The following is a 21,202-nucleotide window of genomic DNA, read 5'->3' as shown; positions in this document are numbered from 1 at the left end:
CTTCGTGGAAAGCGAACATGAAACGATCGATTGCAAGGCGCCCGACCAATCTCTCGCTTGATGGCGATCTGCTTTCGCAGGCGCGCGACCTGAAGATCAATGTTTCGCGGGCGGCAGAAGAGGGCATCGCTCAGGCTGTCAGGGCAGAACAGGAACGGCTTTGGCGCGTCGAGAATGCCAAGTCGATCGTCGACGCCAATGACTTTGTCGAAAAACGTGGACTGCCGCTGGCCAAGCTGCGGCAGTTCTGATGGCGCGCTTTCACGTCTACCGCCTGAAGCAAAGCGAAACATTGGTGGTCGATATTCAGGCCGACCTGTTCGATGCCCTGAAGACCAGGATCGTCGCGCCTCTCATCCCGGCGCCGGACATTGCCCACGTCATGGCCGGCCTCAACCCGCGGGTAATGATCAACGGCGAAGCGTACGTCGTGGCTATCCATCTCATGGCTGCCATTTCGGTCAGCGACCTCGGCGCGTTGATCGGTGATCTGTCAAACCAGCACGATAAAATAGTCGCCGCCACGGGTTTCGCATTCCGGGGCTTTTGAGCGCAAAGGTGCCTGCGCATGGATCCTCGGGTCAAGCCCGAGGATGACGAGTGGGGAGGCGCCGCTTCCCGTTGCGACACGGACGCATTCGCGAAGTACCCCTTCGTTGCGGCGAATCGCTCATCCACGATGAGCGGCCAAGTTCGCCCCTCCTCCGTCATCCTCGGGCTTGACCCGAGGATCCATGCGCAAGCACCATGCGTCGGCATGGCCGGATGCGTCTACATCGTCACAAATCAGAAGCGCGGAACGCTCTACATTGAGGTGACCTCAAACTTCGATCGCCGCAACCTCGAGTAGTGGCCGGCACGGCGTTGGCCAAAAGGCGTTTGCGGCATAATTTAAATAGCGCCGCAGATCAAAGACGCCCCCTCCCCCGTCATCCTCGGGCTTGACCCGAGGATCCATACACGATCACCATCGTCGGCATGGCCGGATACGTCTATATCGTCACGAATCAGAAGCGCGGAACGCTCTACATTGGCGTGACGTCAAACCTCGAGAGCCGCATCTTCGAACACAGGGAGGGCCTGACACTGGGTTTTGCATCGAAATACGGCTGCAACCGACTCGTCTGGTACGAGGAGCATCTGCAGATCGGCACCGCCATACAGCGCGAGAAGTCGCTCAAACGATGGTACCGACTGTGGAAGGTCGAATTGATAGAGACAATGAATCCGGACTGGCGCGACCTGTATTTCGAACTCTGGTGAGGCTTGCACGTGGATCCTCGGGTCAAGCCCGAGGATGACAACCGGGAGAGGGAGGTGCTGGAGGGCGTGCTGGCCTCAAGCTTCCCCGAGCCAATACCGCTTCGAAATCCGATCGACCGAAAGCCCATCCTTCAGCGGCACCGCCTTGTCGACCTTGTAGTCGGTAAAGCCCATCTTGCTGTAATAGGCGAGGCCGGCGATGTTGTCGGCGCGGATCGTGGCGTTGATCGCCGTGAGGCCGGCGTCGCGGGCATGCGCTTTGGTGGCGGCGAACAGCGCCGTGCCGGAACCCGGTCGTTTTGCATGCGGCCGGGCGAAGGTGCCGATGTCCGCCCAATCTTCAGGCAGGCCGCCCGAGCGCTCCAGGCCCTGGAAGGCGCAGGGCTGACCCGAGCCATCCTCCGCGACGAAGCAACTGACGAAGCCCGGCCCGGCCAGAAAATGGCTGACGAAGCTCTCGTCGGTAAACGGGGTTTCATGGGCGGTGGTGCCGCCGATCCGTATGATCTCGTTCAGGAAGGCGCAGAGCGCCGGCACGTCCTCGGCCCGTGCCGGGCGGACCCTGATCATTGCTGCGGTCATCGACTCTCTTCCATCCTCTTCCGGTTCAACGAACAACTCGCGCCGGGTTCCCCACCACTGTCACACCCGCCGCCACGTCCTTCGTCACCACCGCCCCTGCCCCGACGATCGCCCCGTCGCCGATCGTCACACCGGGCAAGATGATCGCCCCGCCGCCGATCCAGACGTCCTTGCCGATCGTCACCGGTCGGTCGATCTCCAAGCCGGCGCGGCGGAGCGCCACATCCTTGTGGTGTTCGGCGCAGTAAATGTGCACGCCGGGGCCCAGCATCGAGCCATCGCCGATGACGACCGGGGCGCAGTCGAGAATGGTGCAGCCGGCATTCAGGTAGACGCCGGCGCCGAGCGTGATGTTCATGCCGTAGGCGCAATGGAACGGTGCCTCGACGAAACAATCCGCTGCGACGGCGGCGAACAGCGCCTTAAGCGCCGGGGCGATGGCGCCGCGCTCATCCGGCGGCAAGGTGTTGTGCTGATGCACCGCCTTGCGCGCACGATCGCGCAGGGCGTCTAGTTCCGGATCGAGGCACCGGTACCATTCGCCGGCCGCCATCTTGTCGCGCTCGCTTTTGGTCACGGTCGCGCCTGCCCCTTTGCCTTGGCGCGGGCCTCGATGAGGCGATCGCGGCTCTCCTGGGGCCATTCCGCCTGAACGTCGTAATAGGCCTCGAAGGCCCTGGCGCCCTCCGGCAGCAACACCCAATCGAGTTTCGAGCGCGTGTAGATATGCACGTCCGGCGTGAACTCCGACGGCCGGTCGAGGGTCGCCAGACGCAGAAAGGCAAGCCACTTGCGCCGGCCATAGTCGCTCCAGAGAGACGACTGGCAATCGGCGCAGCGATAGACGTCGTGCGGGCGGCCGCTGTCGGTCGACAGCGCGACCATGACCGGCTCTCCCGTCAAAATTTCGAGGTTTTCCGCCTCGACGAGGCCGTTGATCGCGAAGGCGCTGCCGACCTGACGCTGGCAGTCGCGGCAATGGCAGCAATGGACGAACATCGGCGGGCGCTTCAGCCGATAGCGGATGCGGCCGCAGAAACAGCCGCCTTCGATCGCTTCACGCATGGCTCCTCCTCGGACTCTTCTTGCCGGAGATGACCATGGGTGGAACTGTTGCGCAAGTGCAGAAGAATGGTGGCGGGGCCGCAGCCGGGGGCCGGAGGCACGGCGGGGCCGCACCTCCGGCGAGACTATCAGAACTGCTTGCCGAGCTTGGCGTCGACCGACTGGCCGTTGGCGCCGCGGATGGCGAAGAACAAGGTGATTGCCGCCCAGAGGATCGACTTCTCGGCGCCGCCGAGGCCCTGGCCCTGGACGATGCCGTGGAAATAGACGGTGACGAGCAGCACGATGGTGGCCGCGAACGCGGCGGGCCGGGTCAGGAAGCCGATGGCGATGAAGATGCCGCCGAAGAATTCGGTGGCCGAAAGCAGCGGCGACCAGAAGACGCCCGGATAGAAACCGAGCCCTTCCACCATGCCGACGGCACCGAAGGGATCGAGGATCTTGCCGTAACCATGGGTGACGAGCAGCGCGCCGGCGAGCACGCGCAGCAGTGTCTCGGCGAAGGTGTCGAGCGGCAGGTAGATCTTCTCGAGCGCCGGCAGGATGGCGCGCGGGGTGGCAGTGGTCATGGATTCCCTCTCGCAGAGTGTTGCAATGCAAAAGTCTCTTGCCGGACATCCGTTTGAAAACAAGGACCGCGCGATAAAAACATGATTGTTCAAGTTGACATTTATGTGAAGAGCCGGTGAAGGGCCGGTTGTTCCACCGACGCCGGAAGGCTATGTTTGCCGAAAACAGGACATGTCAAATGAGCGAGAAGCCGCGCGTCACGATCCTCTACTGCACCCAGTGCAACTGGCTGCTGCGCGCCGGCTGGATGGCGCAGGAGCTGCTCTCGACCTTCGCCGATTCGCTCGGCGAGGTGGCGCTGATTCCCGGCACCGGCGGCAATTTCGAGATCCGCGTCGATGACGAGCTCATTTGGGAGCGCAAGCGCGACGGCGGCTTCCCGGGACCGAAGGAATTGAAGCAGCGGATCCGCGACGTGATCGCGCCGGAGCGCGATCTCGGCCACGTCGACAGGACTTGAAGCCCTGGATTTCCCTCTCCTCGCCGGCGTCTTCGGCGCCGCCTTTCTCTCCGCGACCCTGCTCTTCGGCCTGTCGGAGGCGGCGGTGGTTGCCGCTGCCCTTTCGGCCGAAACGAGTCGGACGGCGCTGTTTCTCGCAGCCACTGCCGGCAATGTGCTCGGCGCACTCGTCAATTTCGCGCTCGGCCGCTTCGCCATCCGCTTCGAAGACCGGCGCTGGTTTCCGGTCTCGCGCCAGGCGCGGCAAAAGGCCGAGACGATCTTCGCGCGCTACGGCCGGCCGGTGCTGCTGTTCTCCTGGCTGCCGATCGTCGGCGACCCGCTGACGCTAGCCGCCGGACTGCTCCGCACGCCGCTTGGCGCGTTCCTTGTGTATGTGACGATCGGCAAGGCGGCGCGTTATGCCGCGCTGCTGTGGCTCATGCCGTGAAGAGATGAGTGGGAGTTCTCTTGGGGCCATTCCAGAGGTTCGTGCGTGGGACTTATGTCTCTGGCCGCCCTGATGCCCTCTCAACGAGTCATCCTCGGGCTTGACCCGAGGATCCAATCACAAGCATCGGTGTTGGCATTTATCCGAGCCGGCGTGATCTATTTTCAAGCGTTTTTGGATTGCGCATGGATCCTCGGGTCAAGCCCGAGGATGACGCCGGAGTGGGGTTGAATCGAGGATCGGAGTAAGCCAAGGACAACAGTGCGCGAGGTCGCCGTCCCCGGAAGCGAGAACGCTACCCTCAGCTATGCGCGAAAATATCCGTCTCCTCCCAGCCGAGCAGGTCGAGCTTGGCGCGCGTCGGCAGGAAGGCGAAGCAGGCGTCGGCGTGCTCCATGCGGCCGTCGCGGATGAGGCGCGCCGTCAGCTTGTCGCGCAGCGCATGCAGGTGCAGCACGTCCGAGGCGGCGTATTCGAGCTGCGCCGGCGAGAGGATATCGGCCGCCCAGTCGGAGGACTGCTGCTGCTTCGAAATGTCGACGTCGAGCAGTTCCTTGAGATTGTCCTTGAGCCCGTGCCGGTCCGTATAGGTGCGGGTCAGCCGCGAGGCGATCTTGGTGCAGAACACCGGCGTAGAGGTCACGCCAAAGGTGTGGAACAGCACCGCGATGTCGAAGCGACCGAAATGAAAAATCTTCTGGCGGGCCGGATCGGCAAGCATCCGGACGAGGTTCGGCGCCTCTTTCTGGCCGGCGGCGATGCGGATCACGTCGGCGGTGCCGTCGCCCGGCGAGAGCTGCACGACGCAGAGACGGTCGCGGCGGGGAACGAGGCCGAGCGTTTCCGTATCGATGGCGATCGCGCCGGCATAGCGGGCCGCGTCGGCCGCGGAAATGTCACCTTCGTGGAACCGTATTGTATTCGCCATCGAGAATCCCCAGATCGTTGCTGCATGATTCCCTGGATCGGATTCAAGGCAAGATCATGCAGCGTTTCAAAGTGCTACAGCGGCCTCAGCGTGCCTGACCGGACGCGCGGCGCTGTAGAGCGTAGCAGGCCTATAGCGCAAGTTTGTCGGCCGCGATACCGTGTCACAACGCCGGCGCTTTCCGCCGTCCTCCCGAAAGTTTCACTGGCATGACCTCGTTCCGTTCCGCGCTGTCGTTTTCCCTGACCGCCTTCATGCTGAGCCTCTCGGCCAAAGCCGGGCTTGCCGACGAGGTGCCCCTCAATTTCGCGCAGAGCTTCCGCGACCTTCCCGGCGTGCGGCCGCTGAACCCGCTGCAGGATGGCGAGAGCACGGTCTGCGAACAGGTCTTCATCGACCGCTATGGACCCTTCGAGCCCTCCCATGGCCGGCCCCGCTATGACACCATCTACCGATGCCGCAAGGGCGACGGCCCGGTCTTCCAGAGCGGCCAGCTGCCGCCGTCGCTCGAACGGCAGAAGCGGGGTTTGAACTACTGAGTGCAGCGAGGCTTTGCCGGCTAAAAGAACGGAGAAAAACATGTCCGAGACGAACCGACCGCTTGTCATCAGCGCGCCGGCGCCCCGCACCCTCGAGCTGATCTTCAGCCGGCAAGCGCTGGACGCCCTCAACAGGCGGTATCGCGTCGTCGAAGCTGACCCGGAAAACATCGCCGGGCTCGACGACGCGACGCTCGCCGAGGTCCGCTACATCATCGGCCAGCCGCCGCTCGATGAGCGGACGCTCGCTCGCATGCCGCGGCTGCGCGCCATCCTCAATGTCGAAAGCAACCTCCTCAACAACATGCCCTACGAGGTGCTTTTCCACCGCGGCATCCACGTGGTGACGACCGGGCAGGTCTTTGCCGAGCCGGTCGCGGAGATGGGTCTCGCCATGGCGCTCAATCTCGCCCGCGGCATCGTCGATGCCGACGTTGCCTTCCGCGACGGACGCGAGCTCTGGGGCGGCGAAGGCAACCGTTCGGCGCGGCTCCTCTCCGGTTCCGAGATCGGCATCATCGGCTTCGGCGAACTTGGCAAGGCGTTGAACCGCGTGCTTTCCGGCTTCCGCGCCAGGGTCCGCGTCTACGATCCCTGGCTGCCCGGCTCCATTCTCACCGACGCCGGGGTCGAGCCGGCCTCGCTCGAGACGGTGCTGACAAGCAGCGACTTCGTCTTCGTCGTCGCTGCGGTCACCAGCGAGAACGAGGGCTTTCTCGGTGCCGACGCCTTCGCCAGGATGCGGCCAGGAGCGGCCTTCATCCTTTTGAGCCGCGCCGGCGTCGTCGATTTCGACGCGCTGATCGCCGCGGTCGAAGCGGGCCGGATCGTGGCGGCGAGCGATGTCTTCCCCGAGGAGCCGCTGCCGCTCGACCATCCGGTCCGGCTGCTTCCCGGCTTCCTGCGGTCGGCGCACCGCGCCGGCGCGCTCGATTCGGCGTTCAAGAAGATGGGCGAGATGGTGCTCGACGACATGGAGTTGATGGACCGCGACCTGCCGCCGATGCGCTGCAAGCGGGCCGAACGCGAGACGGTGGCGCGGATGCGATCGCGGCCGGTCAGCGTCAATTGAGGGCGGCCTGCTGACAACGGCAATAAACAGCCCTATGCAAACCCACCCGATACTGCAAGAATCTTTCAGCCAATCCGCATAGGGGCACGGACATGCGCGGCTCTGACGAGAACAAGCGTCTTGAGACCTGGACGCTCCGGTCGCTGCTGAGCCTCGTCATGGTCGCCGTGCTGATCGTGGTGTCCGCCACTCTGGTGGGGCTCGACTACCGCCGTGCCCGCAATGCGGCGATCGAGGATGCCGAGGCGAATATGGGGGCCTTCGTCGACCGCCTCGTCGGTCGGCTCGGCGTGCTTTCCGGCGATACATCGGCGCTGGTCGGCCTCGTCGCATCGGTCGCCAACGCCTTTCTGGTGCCGCCGCCGGAGCGCATGAACGACAAGGTGGCACTGCTGCGCGAAGGGATCATCCGCTCGCCGCATATCGACGGCGTCTACGTCGCCTATCCGAGCGGCGCCTTCTTCCATGTGGTCGATTTGAGGTCGTCCGCCTGGCGGATGGCGCTCGACGCGCCGCGAGGGGCGACGCTTGCGGTGCGCTCGATGGAACGGGACGACCAGGGAAAGCCGTTTGACCGCGTCCTCTTCCTCGACGCGAGCGGCCTGCAGTTCGCCGAACGCCGGGTGGCTCCGGCCGGTTATGACCCGCGGATCCGGCCCTGGTATCGTGCGGCCGTCAACGGCAAGGCGCCAATGGCGACCGGCCCCTACGAGACGGCAACGACCGCCAAGCTCGGCATGACCATCTCGCAGGCCCATCGCGGCAACCCGAAGATCGTCATCGGCGCCGATGTTGTCCTGGACACGATCACCGACTTCCTGTCCCGCGAACGGCTGACGCGCGACTCCGTCTCCCTGATTCTCGATGCAGTCGGAAGGCCGATCATGCATTCCGATCCGACGGCGATGAGGCGCATCCTCGCGACCAAGGACAGCACCGCGCCGGTGGCCGTGCCCGAGGCCGACCCGCTCGTCGACAGCATTCGGCGCGACCCGCCGGCACCCGGCAAGGCGAGCTTCGTCGACGTCGGCGACCGCACCTATCTCGCCATGGTGACGCCGCTCGAATCGGCGCAGCTTCTGTCTGGACACCGGGTGGTCGTCGCGGCGCCGCTCGACGAGTTGATGGCGGCCGCCAACGAGACGCTCGTCCAGAGCCTCGCCATCTCGGGTTCGGTGGTGGTGCTTGCCGTTCTCTGTTCGCTGGTGCTCGCGCATCTGATCACCAAGTCCCTCAACCAGCTCACCGCCAGCGCCAACCGGCTGCAGGATCTCGATTTCACCACGCCGATCGACGTGCCCTCGCATGTGACGGAAATCTCGACGCTCAACAGCGCGATGAACAAGGCCCGCGACGCGATCTTCACCTTCGCGCTCTATGTGCCGCGCGAACTGGTCCGCAAGGGCATCGAATCCGGGCAGTTCACCGGCCGCTCCGGCTGGCGCCAGGAGGTGACGGCGCTGTTCACCGACATCTACGACTTCACCACCATCAGCGAGCACCATTCGCCGGAGGCGGTGGTGGCGATGCTGTCTGACTATTTCGACATTTTCAGCGAGGTGGTCGCCGCCCATGACGGCACGATCATCCAGTTTCTCGGCGACTCGGTCTTTGCCATGTGGAACGCGCCCGTCGCCGACCCACGCCATGCCGAACACGCCTGCCGCTGCGCGCTGGCCGTCGAAGTCCGGCTCGACGCCTTCAACGCGACACAGCGGGAGAAAGGACTGCCGGAGTTTCGCACCCGTATCGGCATCCATACCGGCCCGGCCGTGGTCGGCAGCGTCGGCGCCAAGGAACGCCTGCAATATACCGCCATGGGTGACACGGTGAACGTCGCCTCGCGGCTCGAGGGCATGAACAAGGACTACGGCACGACCATCCTGGCGAGCGGCGCCGTCGTGGCGCAATGCGGCGACACCATCGCCTTCCGCCCGCTCGGCTTCGCCCAGGCAAAGGGGCGGGCCAGCGCGCTCGAGATCTTCGAGGTTCTGTCAGCCGCCGCGATCGCCGAGCAGCAGGCCGGGACGGCGGCCTAAGGCGCCCCCGCCGATCACAGATCCTGAAAACGCAAAAAGCCCGGAAAAACCGGGCTTTTTCTGCATTTCTAATGGGAAATGGTGCCCAGAAGAGGACTCGAACCTCCACGCCTCGCGGCACAGGTACCTGAAACCTGCGCGTCTACCAATTCCGCCATCTGGGCGACGGACCGGCATGTAAAAGGCCGGGGGCGAAGTGTCAACAGGCATTTTGAAGTTTTCACGCCCGGACGTGAAAAAGGGGCCGGAAGCGGCGCCGGGCCGTCCTGTCCCACCTCCTGCGGAGCAGACCTGGGGGTCCTGGCCTCGTAAAGATGGATAAGAATTTCAGTGACATGAGGCCCGGAGAGGCGCATGCTTTCATCGACGGCTGAGCGGCGCGGAAATCCGGCGCCTGAGTACGCGTGCGCGCGCCCCGGCGTCATGGAATAAACCAATCAAAACAAATGTCTATGAAGTAGGGGACACAGCGGAAGCACGTCTTCGGAAAGTGAGGAGACAATGACGGGATTTCGGAATTTCGTTATGAGCTGCGTGCTGGCGGCCGCCTCCATGATCCCCCCTGTCGCGCCTGTCCAGGCCATGCCGCGTCCGGCGCTCGACATAGAGATCAAGGCGCCCGCGGGCGTCCAAAGCGTAACCCACCGTGGATATTATGGCCGGGGCTACTATCCGCGCTGGCGCGGCGGCTATTACGGTGGCTGGCCGGGCTACTATCCCGGCTACCGACGGGCCGGCATCAGCTTCTATTTCGGGCCGGGCGTCGGATACTATCCGGGCCGCTACTATTACGGGAACCGGTATTACTACGGCACGCGCTACTACGGCCCGGGCTACTACCCCGGTTACTATCCGAACCGGTACTACGGCGCTCCGTATCGCTACCATCGGCCTTACTACGGCCATCGGTACTACAGATACGGCTGGTAAGGGCTCGCTCGAACGAGGCGCGGCTGCGGCGTCCGCCGGGCCTCCCTGATGCTTGAAGACGCGACGCGAGCAGACTGCCGCGTCCCGCGGCGGAAAGTGCGCATTATCGTTTTCTGACGATCCCGAGCCGCGCCATGACCTCGTTGGGAATGCCGTAGCGGCGCACCGCGTCGCGGCTGTCGCGCAGGCCGCAGATTTCGCGCTGGATGAGAAAGGCCCAGACGGCGTCGGCGGCGTCGTCGAGAAGCCGCTGGCGTTCCTCCGGCCGGTTCCGCTCCCGGTCGAAGCCGTTGAGAGCAGCGATTGCTTTCTCGACCTTGAGGCCGTGCCGCCCCAAGGCATCGGCACGCTCGGCCATGAGCTCGTATTCGAGGACGTTGACGCCGCTTCCGGTATCGAAACGGCTGAGCGATTGCGGCGGACGGAATGTCATCGGCAGCTCCATCGAGGCTAGCTTCGACAGGATGAACTCGCAGCGGCCTTACCGCAAGGTCGAAGCATCGAACGCATGATCGGGTGCATGAGGCCGCGGAAAACGCGCTCCCGTGTTGCTGCCGCTGCGGTCATGGTTAAGACTTCATAAACTTCTTTACCCTATTCTTGGTGATCATGCCCAAGTCCCATGCCGGCGGTCAGGCCGCGGCGGGCCCGGCCCATCGGCCGCTACGCGCATGAGGCGCCCTCCAGCAGAAACGTTCGATGGCGAGCGCGGCTCCACATGGCGCCGACGCACGCAATTGGAGACGAGGATGCCGATACCGATTGGCACGATCAGGAACGCAACTACGCCCGGCGACGACATCGTCCAAGCGATTCGACGAGTCCCGCCGCCTACCGGCCAGCGCGCCGAAGCGATCCAGAAGCTGCTCGACATGCTCGGGCGCCATCTTTCCGGCAAGGAGGTTCTGCCGCGCGACGCGCTGGTGCGGATCATCGAGGATCTGGCCCGCATCCTCAAGTTTCCGCCGCTGCCGCAGGAAGGCGGCCGCGCCTTCGTTCGGCGTCTGGTCGAGGTGGTGGAGGCCTTGCCGCTGCCGGAACGACTGGTGATCGAAAGACAGCTTGGCGGAGGCGGCCTGGCGCGACGGCTGGCAGCCCTGACGCAAAGCGGGCCGTCGGCAGGATTTGGGAACCCCACGACACCGTTGCTCGCCGCCGGAATTCGAAACCTGCCGCTGCAACTGCCAACGCCCCAGCAAGCTGCTGCGCCCCAGGCGCTCCCATCGCGCGACCCGGCGCTGCTGCAGGCGATGCTGAAGAAGACCTACGGCGCGGATGACGACGGGACGGCCGCCGAGCTCGCTCCTGAAGAGACGCAGCAAGCGGCCGAATCCGGCCAGCCGACCCAGGCGGCGCCCGAACGGGGACAGCCCCCGACTGCGCGGTACGGGCAATCACCAGCCGGCAACAGCGATCTTGCGGCGGTTTCGGACAGGCTCGCGGAGGAAGGGGTCCAGACGGCGGAGGCGACGCAGTCGGCATTGGCGGAGAATTCAGAGAGTGCCATAGCAACTGCCGCAGGAGATGAAGCCCTGCCAGCTCTTGCCGAAGCCGATGAAGCGGAGGTCCCCCGACCGTTGGCAGAGGCCCCGCACGAAAAGCCGGACCAGACATCCGGCGCGGCGGAAGCCACTGGGCAAGGCGACATCGACGGATTCGAGGCGGATGGAACCTATGGGCCATCGCGCCCCAAAGGGAGCGATGCACGCCAGCCGGCCCAGGCTTCGGCGCCAGCGAAAACCTTGCCGGAGTACCCCCTCGCGGATGCGGTCGAGGCGCTGCTCCAGGCCAGCCTCGATCTGCCAGAGATAGCAGCGGACAATCGTCGCCCGTCGGTGCCCGGAGGCGGCGAACGAGGACCCGCGCCGACGCGGTCGGCGCCTGAACGGCTAGACCGCTTGCCGGACGGCTCCGCACCGGACAATGCCGAGGCGAGCGCCGACCCCATCGCCGGACCGACCGTCGCGGAAGAAACGGAGACTGCCTCGGGCGGCTCGCCTGCCGCCCAAAGGCAAGCGCCGGCTGGCGAGGACGTCACCATAAAACAGGCAATCGCCCTCCTCGTCGAGAGCGGCCTCCCGGAGATCATTCCCTTCGCGATGGTGCCCTATCCGCCGGCGCAGGAGGATGCTGATGACGGGGACGGCAGGACAGACCGTTACCCCGGCGATGACGGCGAAGGCGCCGAGGGAGAGGATCGGGAAGACGAGAAAAAGGAGCAGGATCCCGAAAACGACGGCGACGATGCGGCCGATCCGGAGGCGAGCGAAGCCCACGACCTCTACACAAAACTCGGAGACCTGGGCTAGCCTGAATATCTCAAAGTAAGAGGTGCATCGGGCCCGCGAATCTGAGAAACTTCTTTTGCTACAAAGGGTTATCAGATTCGTTGAGGGGGTCCGATGCAAACACACTGTATCGCCGAGCAGCTCGAATTTGAAGGCTTCGACGGTCACAAAGTGGTAGCTGGTTTCGACGGCGGAGCGATCACCTCGGATGCCGGCGCCCTGCTGCTTCGCCATGTCGATGGGGTCATCGGACTGTTCGACCGGGTGGCCGCTTGCTTCGTTGATGACCGCGATCCGACGTGCACGGTCCACAGCGTGCGCACGCTGGTCGGGCAGCGCGTTGCGGCGATCGCGCTGGGCTACGAGGATGTCGATGACCACGACAGGCTGCGCCACGACCCGGTGCTCGCGCTTCTGTCGGAGCGGCTGACGCCGAAGCGGCAAGACTGTGCGGTGCTTGCCGGCAAATCCACCTTGAACCGGCTGGAGCACGGCCGTCTCGGCCAGCCGACGCGCTATCACAAGATCGCTTACGACAGGCAAGCGCTGGAAGCGCTGTTCATCGAGCTGTTCCTGGACGCGCACGACAGCCCGCCTGAGGAAATCGTGCTCGATCTCGACGCCACCGATGATCCGCTGCACGGTCACCAGGAGGGTCGGTTCTTTCACGGCTATTACAACTGCTATTGCTATCTGCCGCTGTACATCTTCTGCGGCCGCCACCTGCTTTCGGCCAAGCTACGGCGTTCGAACATCGACGCCAGCGCAGGCTCGGTCGCCGAAATCGATCGTATCATCGGGCAGATCCGCCAAAGCTGGCCAAACGTGCGCATCATCCTGCGCGCCGATTCCGGCTTCGCCCGCGACGAACTGATGGACTGGTGCGAGACCAACAAGGTCGACTATGTCTTTGGCCTTGCTCGCAACCCGCGGCTGGAAAGGCAAATCGCGCCGGCCATGGAGGAAGCAAGCCTGTTATCCCAGGCAAGCGCCCAGGCGACCCGCGTCTTCCGCGACTTCCTGTGGTCGACCAAGGACAGCTGGACACGACGACGGCGGGTCGTTGGAAAAGCGGAATGGACGCTGCTGGGCGCCAATCCGCGCTTCATCGTCACCTCCCTTAAGTCAGAGCGCTGGGCGGCACAGACGCTTTACGAGGATCTCTACTGCGCCCGCGGTGACATGGAGAACCGCATCAAAGAATGCCAGCTCGATCTCTACGCCGACCGCACCAGCGCCCACACCATGCACGCCAATCAACTGCGCCTCTGGTTCGCCTCGTTGGCCTACGTGCTGATCTGCGCCCTGCGCCGCCTTGGCCTTGCCCATACGCGGCTCGCCGAGGCGACCTGCGGCACCATCCGGCTGAAGCTGTTAAAGATCGGCGCCCAGGTCCGCGTCTCGGTGCGTCGCATCAAAATCGCGATGGCATCCGCCTGTCCCTATGCCGACGAATTTGCACTGGCACACGCCCGAATACGTGCCGCGGCCCGCTGATGCCGCCGGCCTGAAACCCTTCCGCAACCAGAACAGGAGACATCGCCGAACCCAGACCCGCCGCTCACAGTGGCGCCGACTCCGTTCGTCTTCGAAGCCGGAGCGCCAAACAGGCGTCCCGGCGGGCCGAGTTGCGCCACCGGCGCTAAAGGCGGTGAGAGAAGCGGGCTAGACTAGCCCACAAAAAAGCCCGCGGAGATCGCTGTCCGCGGGCTCATCATTTCAGGCCTGACAACGATTACTCGTTGGTCTGGCGGTTCTTCAGCGCTGCACCCAGGATGTCGCCGAGCGAGGCACCCGAGTCGGACGAGCCGAACTGAGCGACGGCTTCCTTCTCTTCCGCGATTTCCAGGGCCTTGATCGACAGCTGGATCTTGCGATCCTTCTTGGAGAAGTTGGTGACGCGGGCGTCGACAACCTGACCGATCGAGAAACGCTCCGGACGCTGTTCGTCACGGTCGCGCGACAGGTCGGCGCGGCGGATGAACGAGGTGATGTCCTCGTGGTTGACGAGCTTCACTTCGATGCCGCCATCGTTGACGCCGATGACTTCAGCCGAAACGACGGCGTTCTTGCGCAGTTCGCCGGAAGCGGCAGCTTCACCGACCGCATCCTTGCCGAGCTGCTTGATGCCGAGCGAGATACGCTCCTTCTCGACGTCCACATCGAGAACGACAGCACGGACGACATCGCCCTTGTTGAATTCCTCGATGACCTGCTCGCCCGGACGGTTCCAGTCGAGGTCGGAGAGGTGAACCATGCCGTCGACATCGCCGTCGAGGCCGATGAACAGGCCGAACTCGGTCTTGTTCTTGACTTCGCCTTCGACTTCGGTGCCAGCCGGGTGGCCATGCGCGAATGCCTGCCACGGGTTCTCGAGCGTCTGCTTGAGGCCGAGCGAGATGCGGCGCTTGGTCGGATCGACTTCGAGAACGACCACGTCGACTTCCTGGCTGGTGGACAGGATCTTGCCGGGATGGACGTTCTTCTTGGTCCAGGACATTTCGGAGATGTGGATCAGGCCTTCGATGCCCGGCTCCAGCTCGACGAACGCACCGTAGTCGGTGATGTTCGTGACCGTACCGGTGATCTTCTTGCCGACCGGATACTTCGCACCGATGCCATCCCACGGATCGGACTCGAGCTGCTTCATGCCGAGCGAGATGCGGTGGGTTTCCTGGTTGATGCGGATGATCTGAACCTTGACCTGCTGGCCGATGCTCAGGATCTCCGACGGATGGTTGACGCGGCGCCATGCCATGTCGGTGACGTGCAGCAGGCCGTCGATGCCGCCGAGGTCGACGAACGCACCGTAGTCGGTGATGTTCTTGACGACGCCCTCGACAACCTGGCCTTCCTCGAGGTTCTGAACGATTTCAGAACGCTGCTCGGCGCGCGACTCTTCGAGAACCGTGCGGCGCGAAACGACGATGTTGCCACGGCGCTTGTCCATCTTGAGGATTTCGAAGGGCTGCGGGTTGTGCATCAGCGGCGTGACGTCGCGGATCGGACGGATGTCGACCTGCGAACGCGGCAGGAAGGCCACGGCGCCGTCGAGATCGACGGTGAAGCCGCCCTTGACCTGGTTGAAGATGATGCCTTCGACGCGTTCGCCGGCTTCGAACTTCACTTCCAGGCGCATCCAGCTCTCTTCGCGGCGAGCCTTCTCGCGCGACAGAACCGCTTCGCCGAGCGCGTTTTCGATACGCTCGACATAGACTTCGACTTCGTCGCCGACCTTGAGCGAGCCGTCCTTGGCCTTGGCGCCGAATTCCTTGAGCGGAACGCGGCCTTCGACCTTCAGACCGACGTCGACGATGGCGACGTCCTTTTCGATGGCCGTGATGACGCCCTTGGCGACATAGCCTTCGGCGAGGTCCGTCTTGGCGAAGGACTCTTCGAGAAGTGCTGCGAAATCATCACGGGTGGGGGTGGTTGCAGACATATAATCTCCTGCTGCATCTCCTGCCGGAGACGCATATGCGCCGGGGGCTGGTGTTGAACAGGCCTGAACCCAGTCCGCCCTCTTCAAGGGCAATCCGGCGCATGGACGGAATTTCAGGCTTTTAGAGGAAGACACATCCGACCATGGGCCGAAAAAACCTTCCCTCAAATCGTCTTCAGGGCAGCGTCGATCAGGGTCTTCGCCGCCTGGAATGCGGCCTCTATACCCATTTCGGACGTGTCGAGCAAGTGCGCATCCTCGGCGGGCTTCAGCGGGCTGTCGGCGCGGCCCATGTCGCGCTCGTCGCGCTGCTTCACGTCCTCGAAGATCGCCGCGTAATCGGCCCTCCCGCCGACGGCGATGATCTCGTCATAGCGGCGCTTGGCGCGGACTTCCGGCGAGGCCGTGACATAGAGCTTCACCGTCGCATCCGGGCAGACGACGGTGCCGATGTCGCGGCCGTCGAGCACGGTGCCCGGCTCCTTCAGCGAAAAGCCGCGCTGCGCCTCGACCAGCGCCCGGCGCACCGCCGGCATCACGGCAATCTTCGAGGCCGCCTCGCCGATCGCATGCGCCGAGAGCACCGAGCGGTCCAGCCCGGCAAGCTCGACCTCGCGCGCCATCGTCTCGGCCACCGCCTCGTCATCGAGCGGCAACCCGGCATCGAGAAGCGCCTTCGCCGTGGCGCGATAGGTAAGCCCGGTGTCGAGATGGTGGAAGCCGTATTCCTCGGCAATCCGGCGCGAAAGCGTCCCCTTGCCGGCGGCTGCGGGCCCGTCGATGGCGATGATGATCATATTTGGTCCTGCGGTCTTTTCTCCGGGCCTGTTAGATCAGAATCGGCGGAGAATCCACGATCATCCGATAATTTACCGTTCGCCGGCCAGCCTGTTGCGGATTGGGGCACCTGCCCGCGGGTCAGGCGCGGATCACCAAGGCACCATCCGATGCGACATTCAACCTGCACAGCGGGCAAACTATGGGAGAATTCTTCCATCCGGTTGAAGAACACCAACATTATTTTGCGTCGAGCTCTTTAACTGCGGTTTTCAAACCCATCCAAAGGCTCATCTCACTGCGATTTGCGGTCCTTGTTCTTGGTGGAACCTAAATCATTCCTATGAGTTTTGCCACAGCGTGAAGAATAAGGAGAAATTAAATGGCTGATAGAGGTCCAACGGTTGTGAATACTGGTAGTGGCGGCGGCTGGGCCGTCGCTATAGTTCTAGTTCTGCTTGTCGTCGGCGCCTTGTTCCTCTTTGGTGGCGACCTGTTCGACGGTGCTGGTGGCGGAGGGTGACACCGACGTGAATGTCAACGCACCGACCATCGAAACGCCGGCTGATGGGCAGACAACACAACAGGCGCCCGAAGGCGGACAAACCACACAACCCGCTCCCGCAGGCGGACAGGGCACGCAGCAAGCCCCATCGGGTGGCACGCAGTAACGCAAGAGCCGTCGCTCTCGGGCGACGGCTCATAAGCGAGGCTGTCAGAAGGCCGCCTCCACCGGTGCTTGCGGCACGTCCGTCGTCCGGTAGCTACCAATTCGACTTTCGGTGCGTGCGAGCCCTGCAGATCACCTAATAGGTTCTTCACTCGATCGTCGCGCCGAGCCCCGTCATCAGGTCCATGAATTCCGGGAAACTCGTGGCGATCATCGTCGCGTCGTCGACGGTCACGGGGTGCTCGGAGGCGAGGCCCAGGACGAGGAAGCTCATGGCGATGCGGTGGTCGAGATGGGTCTTCACCTGGCCGCCCGCAGCATTGCCGAGGCCCTTGCCGCCGGGGCGGCCGCGCACGACCAGCGAGGCTTCGCCCTCGTCGCAATCGACGCCGTTGAGCTTGAGGCCGTCGGCGACGGCCGAAAGGCGGTCGGACTCCTTGACGCGCAGTTCGTCGAGGCCGTTCATCACGGTCGCACCTTCGGCAAAGGCGGCCGCGACCGCGAGCACCGGATACTCGTCGATCATCGACGGGGCGCGCTCTTCCGGCACGGTGACGCCCTTCAGCTCCGAATAGCGGACGCGGAGGTCGGCGACGTCCTCGCCGCCGGCGAGGCGCGGGTTCATGACTTCGATATTGGCGCCCATTTCCTGCAGCGTCAGGATCAGGCCGGTGCGGGTCGGGTTCATCAGCACGTTGAGAATGGTGACGTCGGATCCCGGCACGAGCAGCGCCGCGACCAGCGGGAAGGCGGTGGAGGACGGATCGCCCGGGACGTCGATCACCTGGCCCGTCAACTTGCCGCGGCCTTCGAGGCGGATGGTGCGGACGCCTGCGGTATCGGTTTCAACGCTCAGATTGGCGCCGAAGCCCTGCAGCATCTTTTCCGTGTGGTCGCGGGTCATCACCGGCTCGATGACGGTGGTGATGCCGGGCGTGTTGAGGCCGGCGAGCAGCACGGCGGATTTCACCTGGGCGGATGCCATCGGCACGCGATAGGTGATCGGGTTCGGCGTCTTCGGCCCGCGCAGCGTCACCGGCAGCCGGTCGCCTTCGGCCGACTTCACCTGGACGCCCATCTCGCGCAGTGGATCGAGCACGCGGCCCATCGGCCTCTTGGTCAGCGAGGCATCGCCGATGAAGGTGGAATCGAAATCGTAGACGCCGACCAGACCCATGGTCAGCCGGCAGCCGGTGCCGGCATTGCCGAAATCGAGCGGTGCTTCGGGCGCCAGCAGCGCGCCGTTGCCGACGCCGTTGATGATCCAGGTGTCGCCCTCCTTGCGGATCTTGGCGCCCATCGCCTGCATCGCCTTGCCGGTGTTGATGACGTCCTCCCCCTCGAGAAGACCGGTGATGCGCGTCTCGCCGGAGGCAAGGCCGCCGAACATGAAGGAGCGGTGCGAGATCGACTTGTCGCCGGGAATGCGGACCGTGCCCTTGAGATCGGCGGACTTCTTTGCGGTGGCGGGCCGCGGGCTCAGGCCATGGGACATGATGTTTACCTCTGACAATCCGGCTCGGCGGCGGCGCAAGGATCAAGCCCTGCTTGGGCATGGAACGAGGGGCCGCCAGTGTTGCGGGCTCCGTAACATAAAGCGCAAAAGGGGTCATCCTCCCCCAGGAAGAAAATGCGCCTCGGCCGACCGCGAGGTTTGCCGCGGAAGTTTGTCTTTGACAGACGACGGCAAGACGATTATGGGGACCGGCTAATCATCATCATCAGCTTGATACCTTTCCACCCGCCGGCTTGACCGGCAAGAGCCGGTTCGCCCGGCCATTCAAGAGGCTTTGACTGTGGCAAAACCGGAACTTGGAACAAAGCGCATCGACCCGGAAACGGGGCGCAAATTCTACGATCTGAACCGTGAACCGATCGTCTCCCCCTATACCGGCAAGTCCTATCCGCTGTCCTTCTTCGAGGAGAGCTCCGTCGCCAAGGTGCTCGAGAAGGAGGAAGAGGAAGACGTCAAGGAAGTCGATGCAGAGAATACCGAGGTCGAACTCGTTTCGCTCGAGGACGCCGACGACGAGGCATCGGGCGGCGACGACCTGCCGGATCTCGGCGATGACGACGTCGAGATCGACGGCGACGACGACGACACCTTCCTCGAGGCCGACGACGAGGACGATGACGACGACATGAGCGACCTCATCGGCGTCTCGGACGAAGACGAAGACGTCTAAGACTTTCAAAAGACAGATAAAAGCCGCTTCGGCCGCCAGACCATGCGGCGGCCGGGCGGACGGCCGGAAGAGAAAATAAAATCGCCCCGGCCCTCAATTTTCGGCTTGCCATCTGCCAAAAGCAGAAGTAATAAGCCGCCACTCGCCGGACACAACGCCCGACGGTTTCCCGGAACCGGCACCGCCGGACCCTTGATGGGGCTATAGCTCAGCTGGGAGAGCGCTTGCATGGCATGCAAGAGGTCAGCGGTTCGATCCCGCTTAGCTCCACCAAAATCTCTCCACACTCCATGCGATACGATATTGAGCGATCTCGCGTCACGCTACTCGCCGTTGACGATGGAGTTCACAAAATTTTAACCAAGCGAGCCGAAGAGCAATCTGCATGTTCCTCGCCTCGAAGATCTTCTGGCTCATCGCCCAGCCACTGTCCTTAGCCTTCTTCAGCATCCTGGTCGGCATGCTGCTCATACTCGCCCGTTTCCACCGCAGCGGCGGCGTCTTCGCCTCGCTTGGCCTGATCGTCCTGTTCCTCAGCCTCTTCACCACCACCGGTCCCTATTTCCTGCAGATGCTCGAGGACCGGTTTCCCCGCCCCTCGCCACCGCCGGCGGAAATCGCCTGCATCATCGTGCTCGGCGGCGCCTTCGAGAATGTGGTGATCGCGAGCCGCGGCGGCATGGAATTCAACCAGGCGGCGGATCGCTTCGTCGAGGCGGTGCGGCTCGCCAAAGCCTATCCGGCGGCGCGCATTCTCGTTTCGGGCGGCGACGGCTCGATCAGCGGCGCCTATGAGGGCGATGCGCGCGCCTCGCAGGGCTTCTTCAACGCGTTCGGGATTGGCGCCGATCGGGTGATCCGCGAGGAAGATTCTCGCACGACCTTCGAGAACGCGCGCTACACCAAGGATCTGCTGGCAGCGAACGGCCTTGAACGCTGCGCGCTGGTCACCTCGGCCTATCATATGCCGCGCTCCGTCGGCCTCTTCCGCGCCAACGGCATCGCGGTCGTTCCCTGGCCGGCGGACTACCGGACGAGCGGCAAGGTGCGGCTTGGCTTCGATTTCAGCCAGCCCTCGCTCAACGCGCAACTGGCGACGACCGCCGCAAAGGAATGGACCGGGCTTCTCGCCTACTATCTGCTCGGCCGGACGCAGACGCTGCTGCCGTAAGGTACCGGTGACGCCCCTCATCCGCCTGCCCCCTGACTTAATCGCGGCGTTGCGCTAAAGATCGCCTAGAGCGTCGATCCCGGATCCACGCAGTTGCACCGGAGCATACATGCCGATTCTTGAAATTCTCGACTATGGCGGTATCGCCGTGTTCGCCGCGACCGGCGCGCTTTCGGCCTCGCGCAAGCAGCTCGACATCATCGGCTACCTGTTCCTCGCCTCCGTCACCGGTATCGGCGGCGGGACGATGCGCGACGTGATCCTGGGTGCGACGCCGGTTTTCTGGGTGCTGAACCCGGCCTATGTGCTCGTGTGCGCCGCGGTCGGGCTTCTTGTGTTCCTGACCTCGCACCGCTTCGAATCGCGGTACCGGCTGCTCGTCTGGCTCGATGCGGTCGGGCTTTCGGCCTATTGCGTGATGGGCGCGGCCAAGGGGCTGGCGGCGACCGGCTCGCCGACGGTCGCGATCGTCACCGGCATGCTGACCGCGACCTTCGGCGGCATCCTGCGCGATCTCCTGGCCGGCGAACCCTCGGTGCTGCTCCGGCCGGAAATCTACGTCACCGCCGCAATGGTCGGTGCCGGTGCCTTCGTCGTGGCGGCGCTCATCGGCCTGCCGCTCGTTGCGAGTTCGGCGCTTGGTGTGGCTGCTGCCTTTGCGGTGCGCGGCGGGGCACTTCGATATGGCTGGACGCTGCCGACCGGCAAGGCGGGTCCGGGCCGCGATCCGGACGAGGTGATGTAGCTGCTGCATCAAGTGCTGCAGCATTTTCCTTTGGGCGTCAGAGCA

General features: G+C 64.0%; 25 protein-coding genes and 2 tRNA genes. 17 read left to right on the top strand and 10 right to left on the bottom strand.

The annotated features are described in order from the left end of the window. Positions 1-17 precede the first annotated feature (17 nt). From NGR_RS29135 to NGR_RS29120, 4 genes are all read left to right on the top strand, one after another. Positions 18-251, top strand: coding sequence for a type II toxin-antitoxin system CcdA family antitoxin (locus tag NGR_RS29135; RefSeq protein WP_012710070.1), 234 nt, complete (start codon positions 18-20; stop codon positions 249-251). Beyond that, the gene (locus NGR_RS29130; protein ID WP_012710069.1) at positions 251-550 is read left to right on the top strand and encodes a CcdB family protein; all 300 of its coding nucleotides are present in this window, start codon (positions 251-253) and stop codon (positions 548-550) included. Before NGR_RS29135 ends, NGR_RS29130 begins: the two co-directional genes overlap by 1 nt. An 18-nt stretch (positions 551-568) precedes the next feature. After that, the gene (locus tag NGR_RS33880; RefSeq protein WP_012710068.1) at positions 569-850 is read left to right on the top strand and encodes a hypothetical protein; all 282 of its coding nucleotides are present in this window, start codon (positions 569-571) and stop codon (positions 848-850) included. Between the two features lie 128 nt (positions 851-978). Then, entirely contained in the window at positions 979-1,263 is a 285-nt protein-coding gene (locus tag NGR_RS29120) for a GIY-YIG nuclease family protein (protein WP_012710067.1), read from the top strand. 75 nt (positions 1,264-1,338) lie between these two features. On the opposite strand, the gene NGR_RS29115 is transcribed toward NGR_RS29120, so the two are convergent. From NGR_RS29115 to NGR_RS29100, 4 genes are all read right to left on the bottom strand, one after another. Continuing rightward, a complete protein-coding gene (locus NGR_RS29115) occupies positions 1,339-1,845 on the bottom strand; it encodes a GNAT family N-acetyltransferase (RefSeq protein ID WP_012710066.1) in 507 nt (168 codons plus the stop codon). Between the two features lie 25 nt (positions 1,846-1,870). Then, positions 1,871-2,398: a sugar O-acetyltransferase gene (locus NGR_RS29110; RefSeq protein ID WP_432654035.1), complete on the bottom strand. Its 528-nt coding sequence runs from the start codon at positions 2,396-2,398 to the stop codon at positions 1,871-1,873. 20 nt (positions 2,399-2,418) lie between these two features. Beyond that, on the bottom strand, positions 2,419-2,910 hold the full coding sequence (locus NGR_RS29105) for a GFA family protein (protein WP_012710064.1): 492 nt from the start codon (positions 2,908-2,910) through the stop codon (positions 2,419-2,421). Between the two features lie 128 nt (positions 2,911-3,038). Further along, complete coding sequence (locus tag NGR_RS29100) at positions 3,039-3,479, bottom strand: DoxX family protein (protein WP_012710063.1); 441 nt, start codon at positions 3,477-3,479, stop codon at positions 3,039-3,041. Between the two features lie 179 nt (positions 3,480-3,658). Here NGR_RS29100 and NGR_RS29095 point away from each other — a divergent pair, with 179 nt between their 5' ends. Together NGR_RS29095 and NGR_RS29090 are read left to right on the top strand one after the other, a co-directional pair. Beyond that, positions 3,659-3,940, top strand: coding sequence for a SelT/SelW/SelH family protein (locus tag NGR_RS29095; RefSeq protein WP_012710062.1), 282 nt, complete (start codon positions 3,659-3,661; stop codon positions 3,938-3,940). Positions 3,941-4,025: 85 nt separating this feature from the next. Then, entirely contained in the window at positions 4,026-4,370 is a 345-nt protein-coding gene (locus tag NGR_RS29090; protein WP_012710061.1) for a YqaA family protein, read from the top strand. 301 nt (positions 4,371-4,671) lie between these two features. On the opposite strand, the gene NGR_RS29085 is transcribed toward NGR_RS29090, so the two are convergent. After that, the gene (locus NGR_RS29085) at positions 4,672-5,298 is read right to left on the bottom strand and encodes a ribonuclease D (RefSeq protein ID WP_012710060.1); all 627 of its coding nucleotides are present in this window, start codon (positions 5,296-5,298) and stop codon (positions 4,672-4,674) included. Positions 5,299-5,507: 209 nt separating this feature from the next. Here NGR_RS29085 and NGR_RS29080 point away from each other — a divergent pair, with 209 nt between their 5' ends. The 3 genes from NGR_RS29080 (at position 5,508) to NGR_RS29070 (ending at position 8,948) form a co-directional block, all read left to right on the top strand. Continuing rightward, positions 5,508-5,837, top strand: a complete 330-nt coding sequence (locus NGR_RS29080; RefSeq protein ID WP_012710059.1) for a hypothetical protein — start codon at positions 5,508-5,510, stop codon at positions 5,835-5,837. 40 nt (positions 5,838-5,877) lie between these two features. Then, positions 5,878-6,909 carry a hydroxyacid dehydrogenase gene (locus NGR_RS29075; RefSeq protein ID WP_012710058.1) on the top strand — a complete coding sequence of 344 codons (1,032 nt, stop codon included), beginning with the start codon at positions 5,878-5,880 and terminating at the stop codon, positions 6,907-6,909. A 92-nt stretch (positions 6,910-7,001) separates the two neighbouring features. Then, the gene (locus NGR_RS29070; protein ID WP_012710057.1) at positions 7,002-8,948 is read left to right on the top strand and encodes an adenylate/guanylate cyclase domain-containing protein; all 1,947 of its coding nucleotides are present in this window, start codon (positions 7,002-7,004) and stop codon (positions 8,946-8,948) included. A 79-nt stretch (positions 8,949-9,027) separates the two neighbouring features. On the opposite strand, the gene NGR_RS29065 is transcribed toward NGR_RS29070, so the two are convergent. Next, positions 9,028-9,112: transfer RNA gene (locus tag NGR_RS29065), tRNA-Leu, on the bottom strand. A gap of 337 nt (positions 9,113-9,449) precedes the next feature. Here NGR_RS29065 and NGR_RS29060 point away from each other — a divergent pair. Further along, positions 9,450-9,878 carry a hypothetical protein gene (locus NGR_RS29060; RefSeq protein ID WP_012710056.1) on the top strand — a complete coding sequence of 143 codons (429 nt, stop codon included), beginning with the start codon at positions 9,450-9,452 and terminating at the stop codon, positions 9,876-9,878. A 103-nt stretch (positions 9,879-9,981) separates the two neighbouring features. Here the strand turns inward: NGR_RS29060 and NGR_RS29055 are convergent, their stop codons facing one another. Next, complete coding sequence (locus NGR_RS29055) at positions 9,982-10,311, bottom strand: DUF6665 family protein (RefSeq protein ID WP_012710055.1); 330 nt, start codon at positions 10,309-10,311, stop codon at positions 9,982-9,984. Positions 10,312-10,627: 316 nt separating this feature from the next. On the opposite strand from NGR_RS29055, the gene NGR_RS29050 reads away from it, so the two are divergent. Together NGR_RS29050 and NGR_RS29045 are read left to right on the top strand one after the other, a co-directional pair. Beyond that, entirely contained in the window at positions 10,628-12,187 is a 1,560-nt protein-coding gene (locus NGR_RS29050; protein ID WP_012710054.1) for a hypothetical protein, read from the top strand. A gap of 93 nt (positions 12,188-12,280) precedes the next feature. Then, positions 12,281-13,663 (top strand): IS1380-like element ISRsp7 family transposase, encoded by a 1,383-nt coding sequence (locus NGR_RS29045; RefSeq protein ID WP_012706579.1) that lies wholly within the window; start codon positions 12,281-12,283, stop codon positions 13,661-13,663. A 238-nt stretch (positions 13,664-13,901) separates the two neighbouring features. On the opposite strand, the gene rpsA is transcribed toward NGR_RS29045, so the two are convergent. Then, a complete protein-coding gene (gene rpsA / locus NGR_RS29040; RefSeq protein ID WP_012710053.1) occupies positions 13,902-15,608 on the bottom strand; it encodes a 30S ribosomal protein S1 in 1,707 nt (568 codons plus the stop codon). 164 nt (positions 15,609-15,772) lie between these two features. Next, positions 15,773-16,405: a (d)CMP kinase gene (gene cmk, locus NGR_RS29035; RefSeq protein ID WP_012710052.1), complete on the bottom strand. Its 633-nt coding sequence runs from the start codon at positions 16,403-16,405 to the stop codon at positions 15,773-15,775. Positions 16,406-16,767: 362 nt separating this feature from the next. Between cmk and NGR_RS33290 the strand changes: the two genes are divergently transcribed. Continuing rightward, positions 16,768-16,908, top strand: a complete 141-nt coding sequence (locus NGR_RS33290; RefSeq protein ID WP_240545178.1) for a hypothetical protein — start codon at positions 16,768-16,770, stop codon at positions 16,906-16,908. Positions 16,909-17,203: 295 nt separating this feature from the next. Here the strand turns inward: NGR_RS33290 and aroA are convergent, their stop codons facing one another. Next, positions 17,204-18,550: a 3-phosphoshikimate 1-carboxyvinyltransferase gene (gene aroA / locus NGR_RS29025; protein WP_012710050.1), complete on the bottom strand. Its 1,347-nt coding sequence runs from the start codon at positions 18,548-18,550 to the stop codon at positions 17,204-17,206. A gap of 301 nt (positions 18,551-18,851) precedes the next feature. On the opposite strand from aroA, the gene NGR_RS29020 reads away from it, so the two are divergent. The 4 genes from NGR_RS29020 to NGR_RS29005 all read left to right on the top strand — a co-directional run bounded on the left by NGR_RS29020 (position 18,852) and on the right by NGR_RS29005 (position 21,157). Continuing rightward, complete coding sequence (locus tag NGR_RS29020) at positions 18,852-19,241, top strand: TIGR02300 family protein (RefSeq protein ID WP_012710049.1); 390 nt, start codon at positions 18,852-18,854, stop codon at positions 19,239-19,241. Between the two features lie 197 nt (positions 19,242-19,438). After that, a tRNA-Ala gene (locus NGR_RS29015) sits at positions 19,439-19,514 on the top strand. A gap of 112 nt (positions 19,515-19,626) precedes the next feature. Continuing rightward, positions 19,627-20,412 carry a YdcF family protein gene (locus tag NGR_RS29010; RefSeq protein ID WP_012710048.1) on the top strand — a complete coding sequence of 262 codons (786 nt, stop codon included), beginning with the start codon at positions 19,627-19,629 and terminating at the stop codon, positions 20,410-20,412. Between the two features lie 109 nt (positions 20,413-20,521). Then, positions 20,522-21,157, top strand: coding sequence for a trimeric intracellular cation channel family protein (locus tag NGR_RS29005; RefSeq protein ID WP_012710047.1), 636 nt, complete (start codon positions 20,522-20,524; stop codon positions 21,155-21,157). Positions 21,158-21,202: the final 45 nt, after the last annotated feature.

Source organism: Sinorhizobium fredii NGR234, assembly GCF_000018545.1.
Classification (GTDB): domain Bacteria; phylum Pseudomonadota; class Alphaproteobacteria; order Rhizobiales; family Rhizobiaceae; genus Sinorhizobium; species Sinorhizobium fredii_A.
This window is presented reverse-complemented; position numbering and strand designations above follow the sequence as displayed.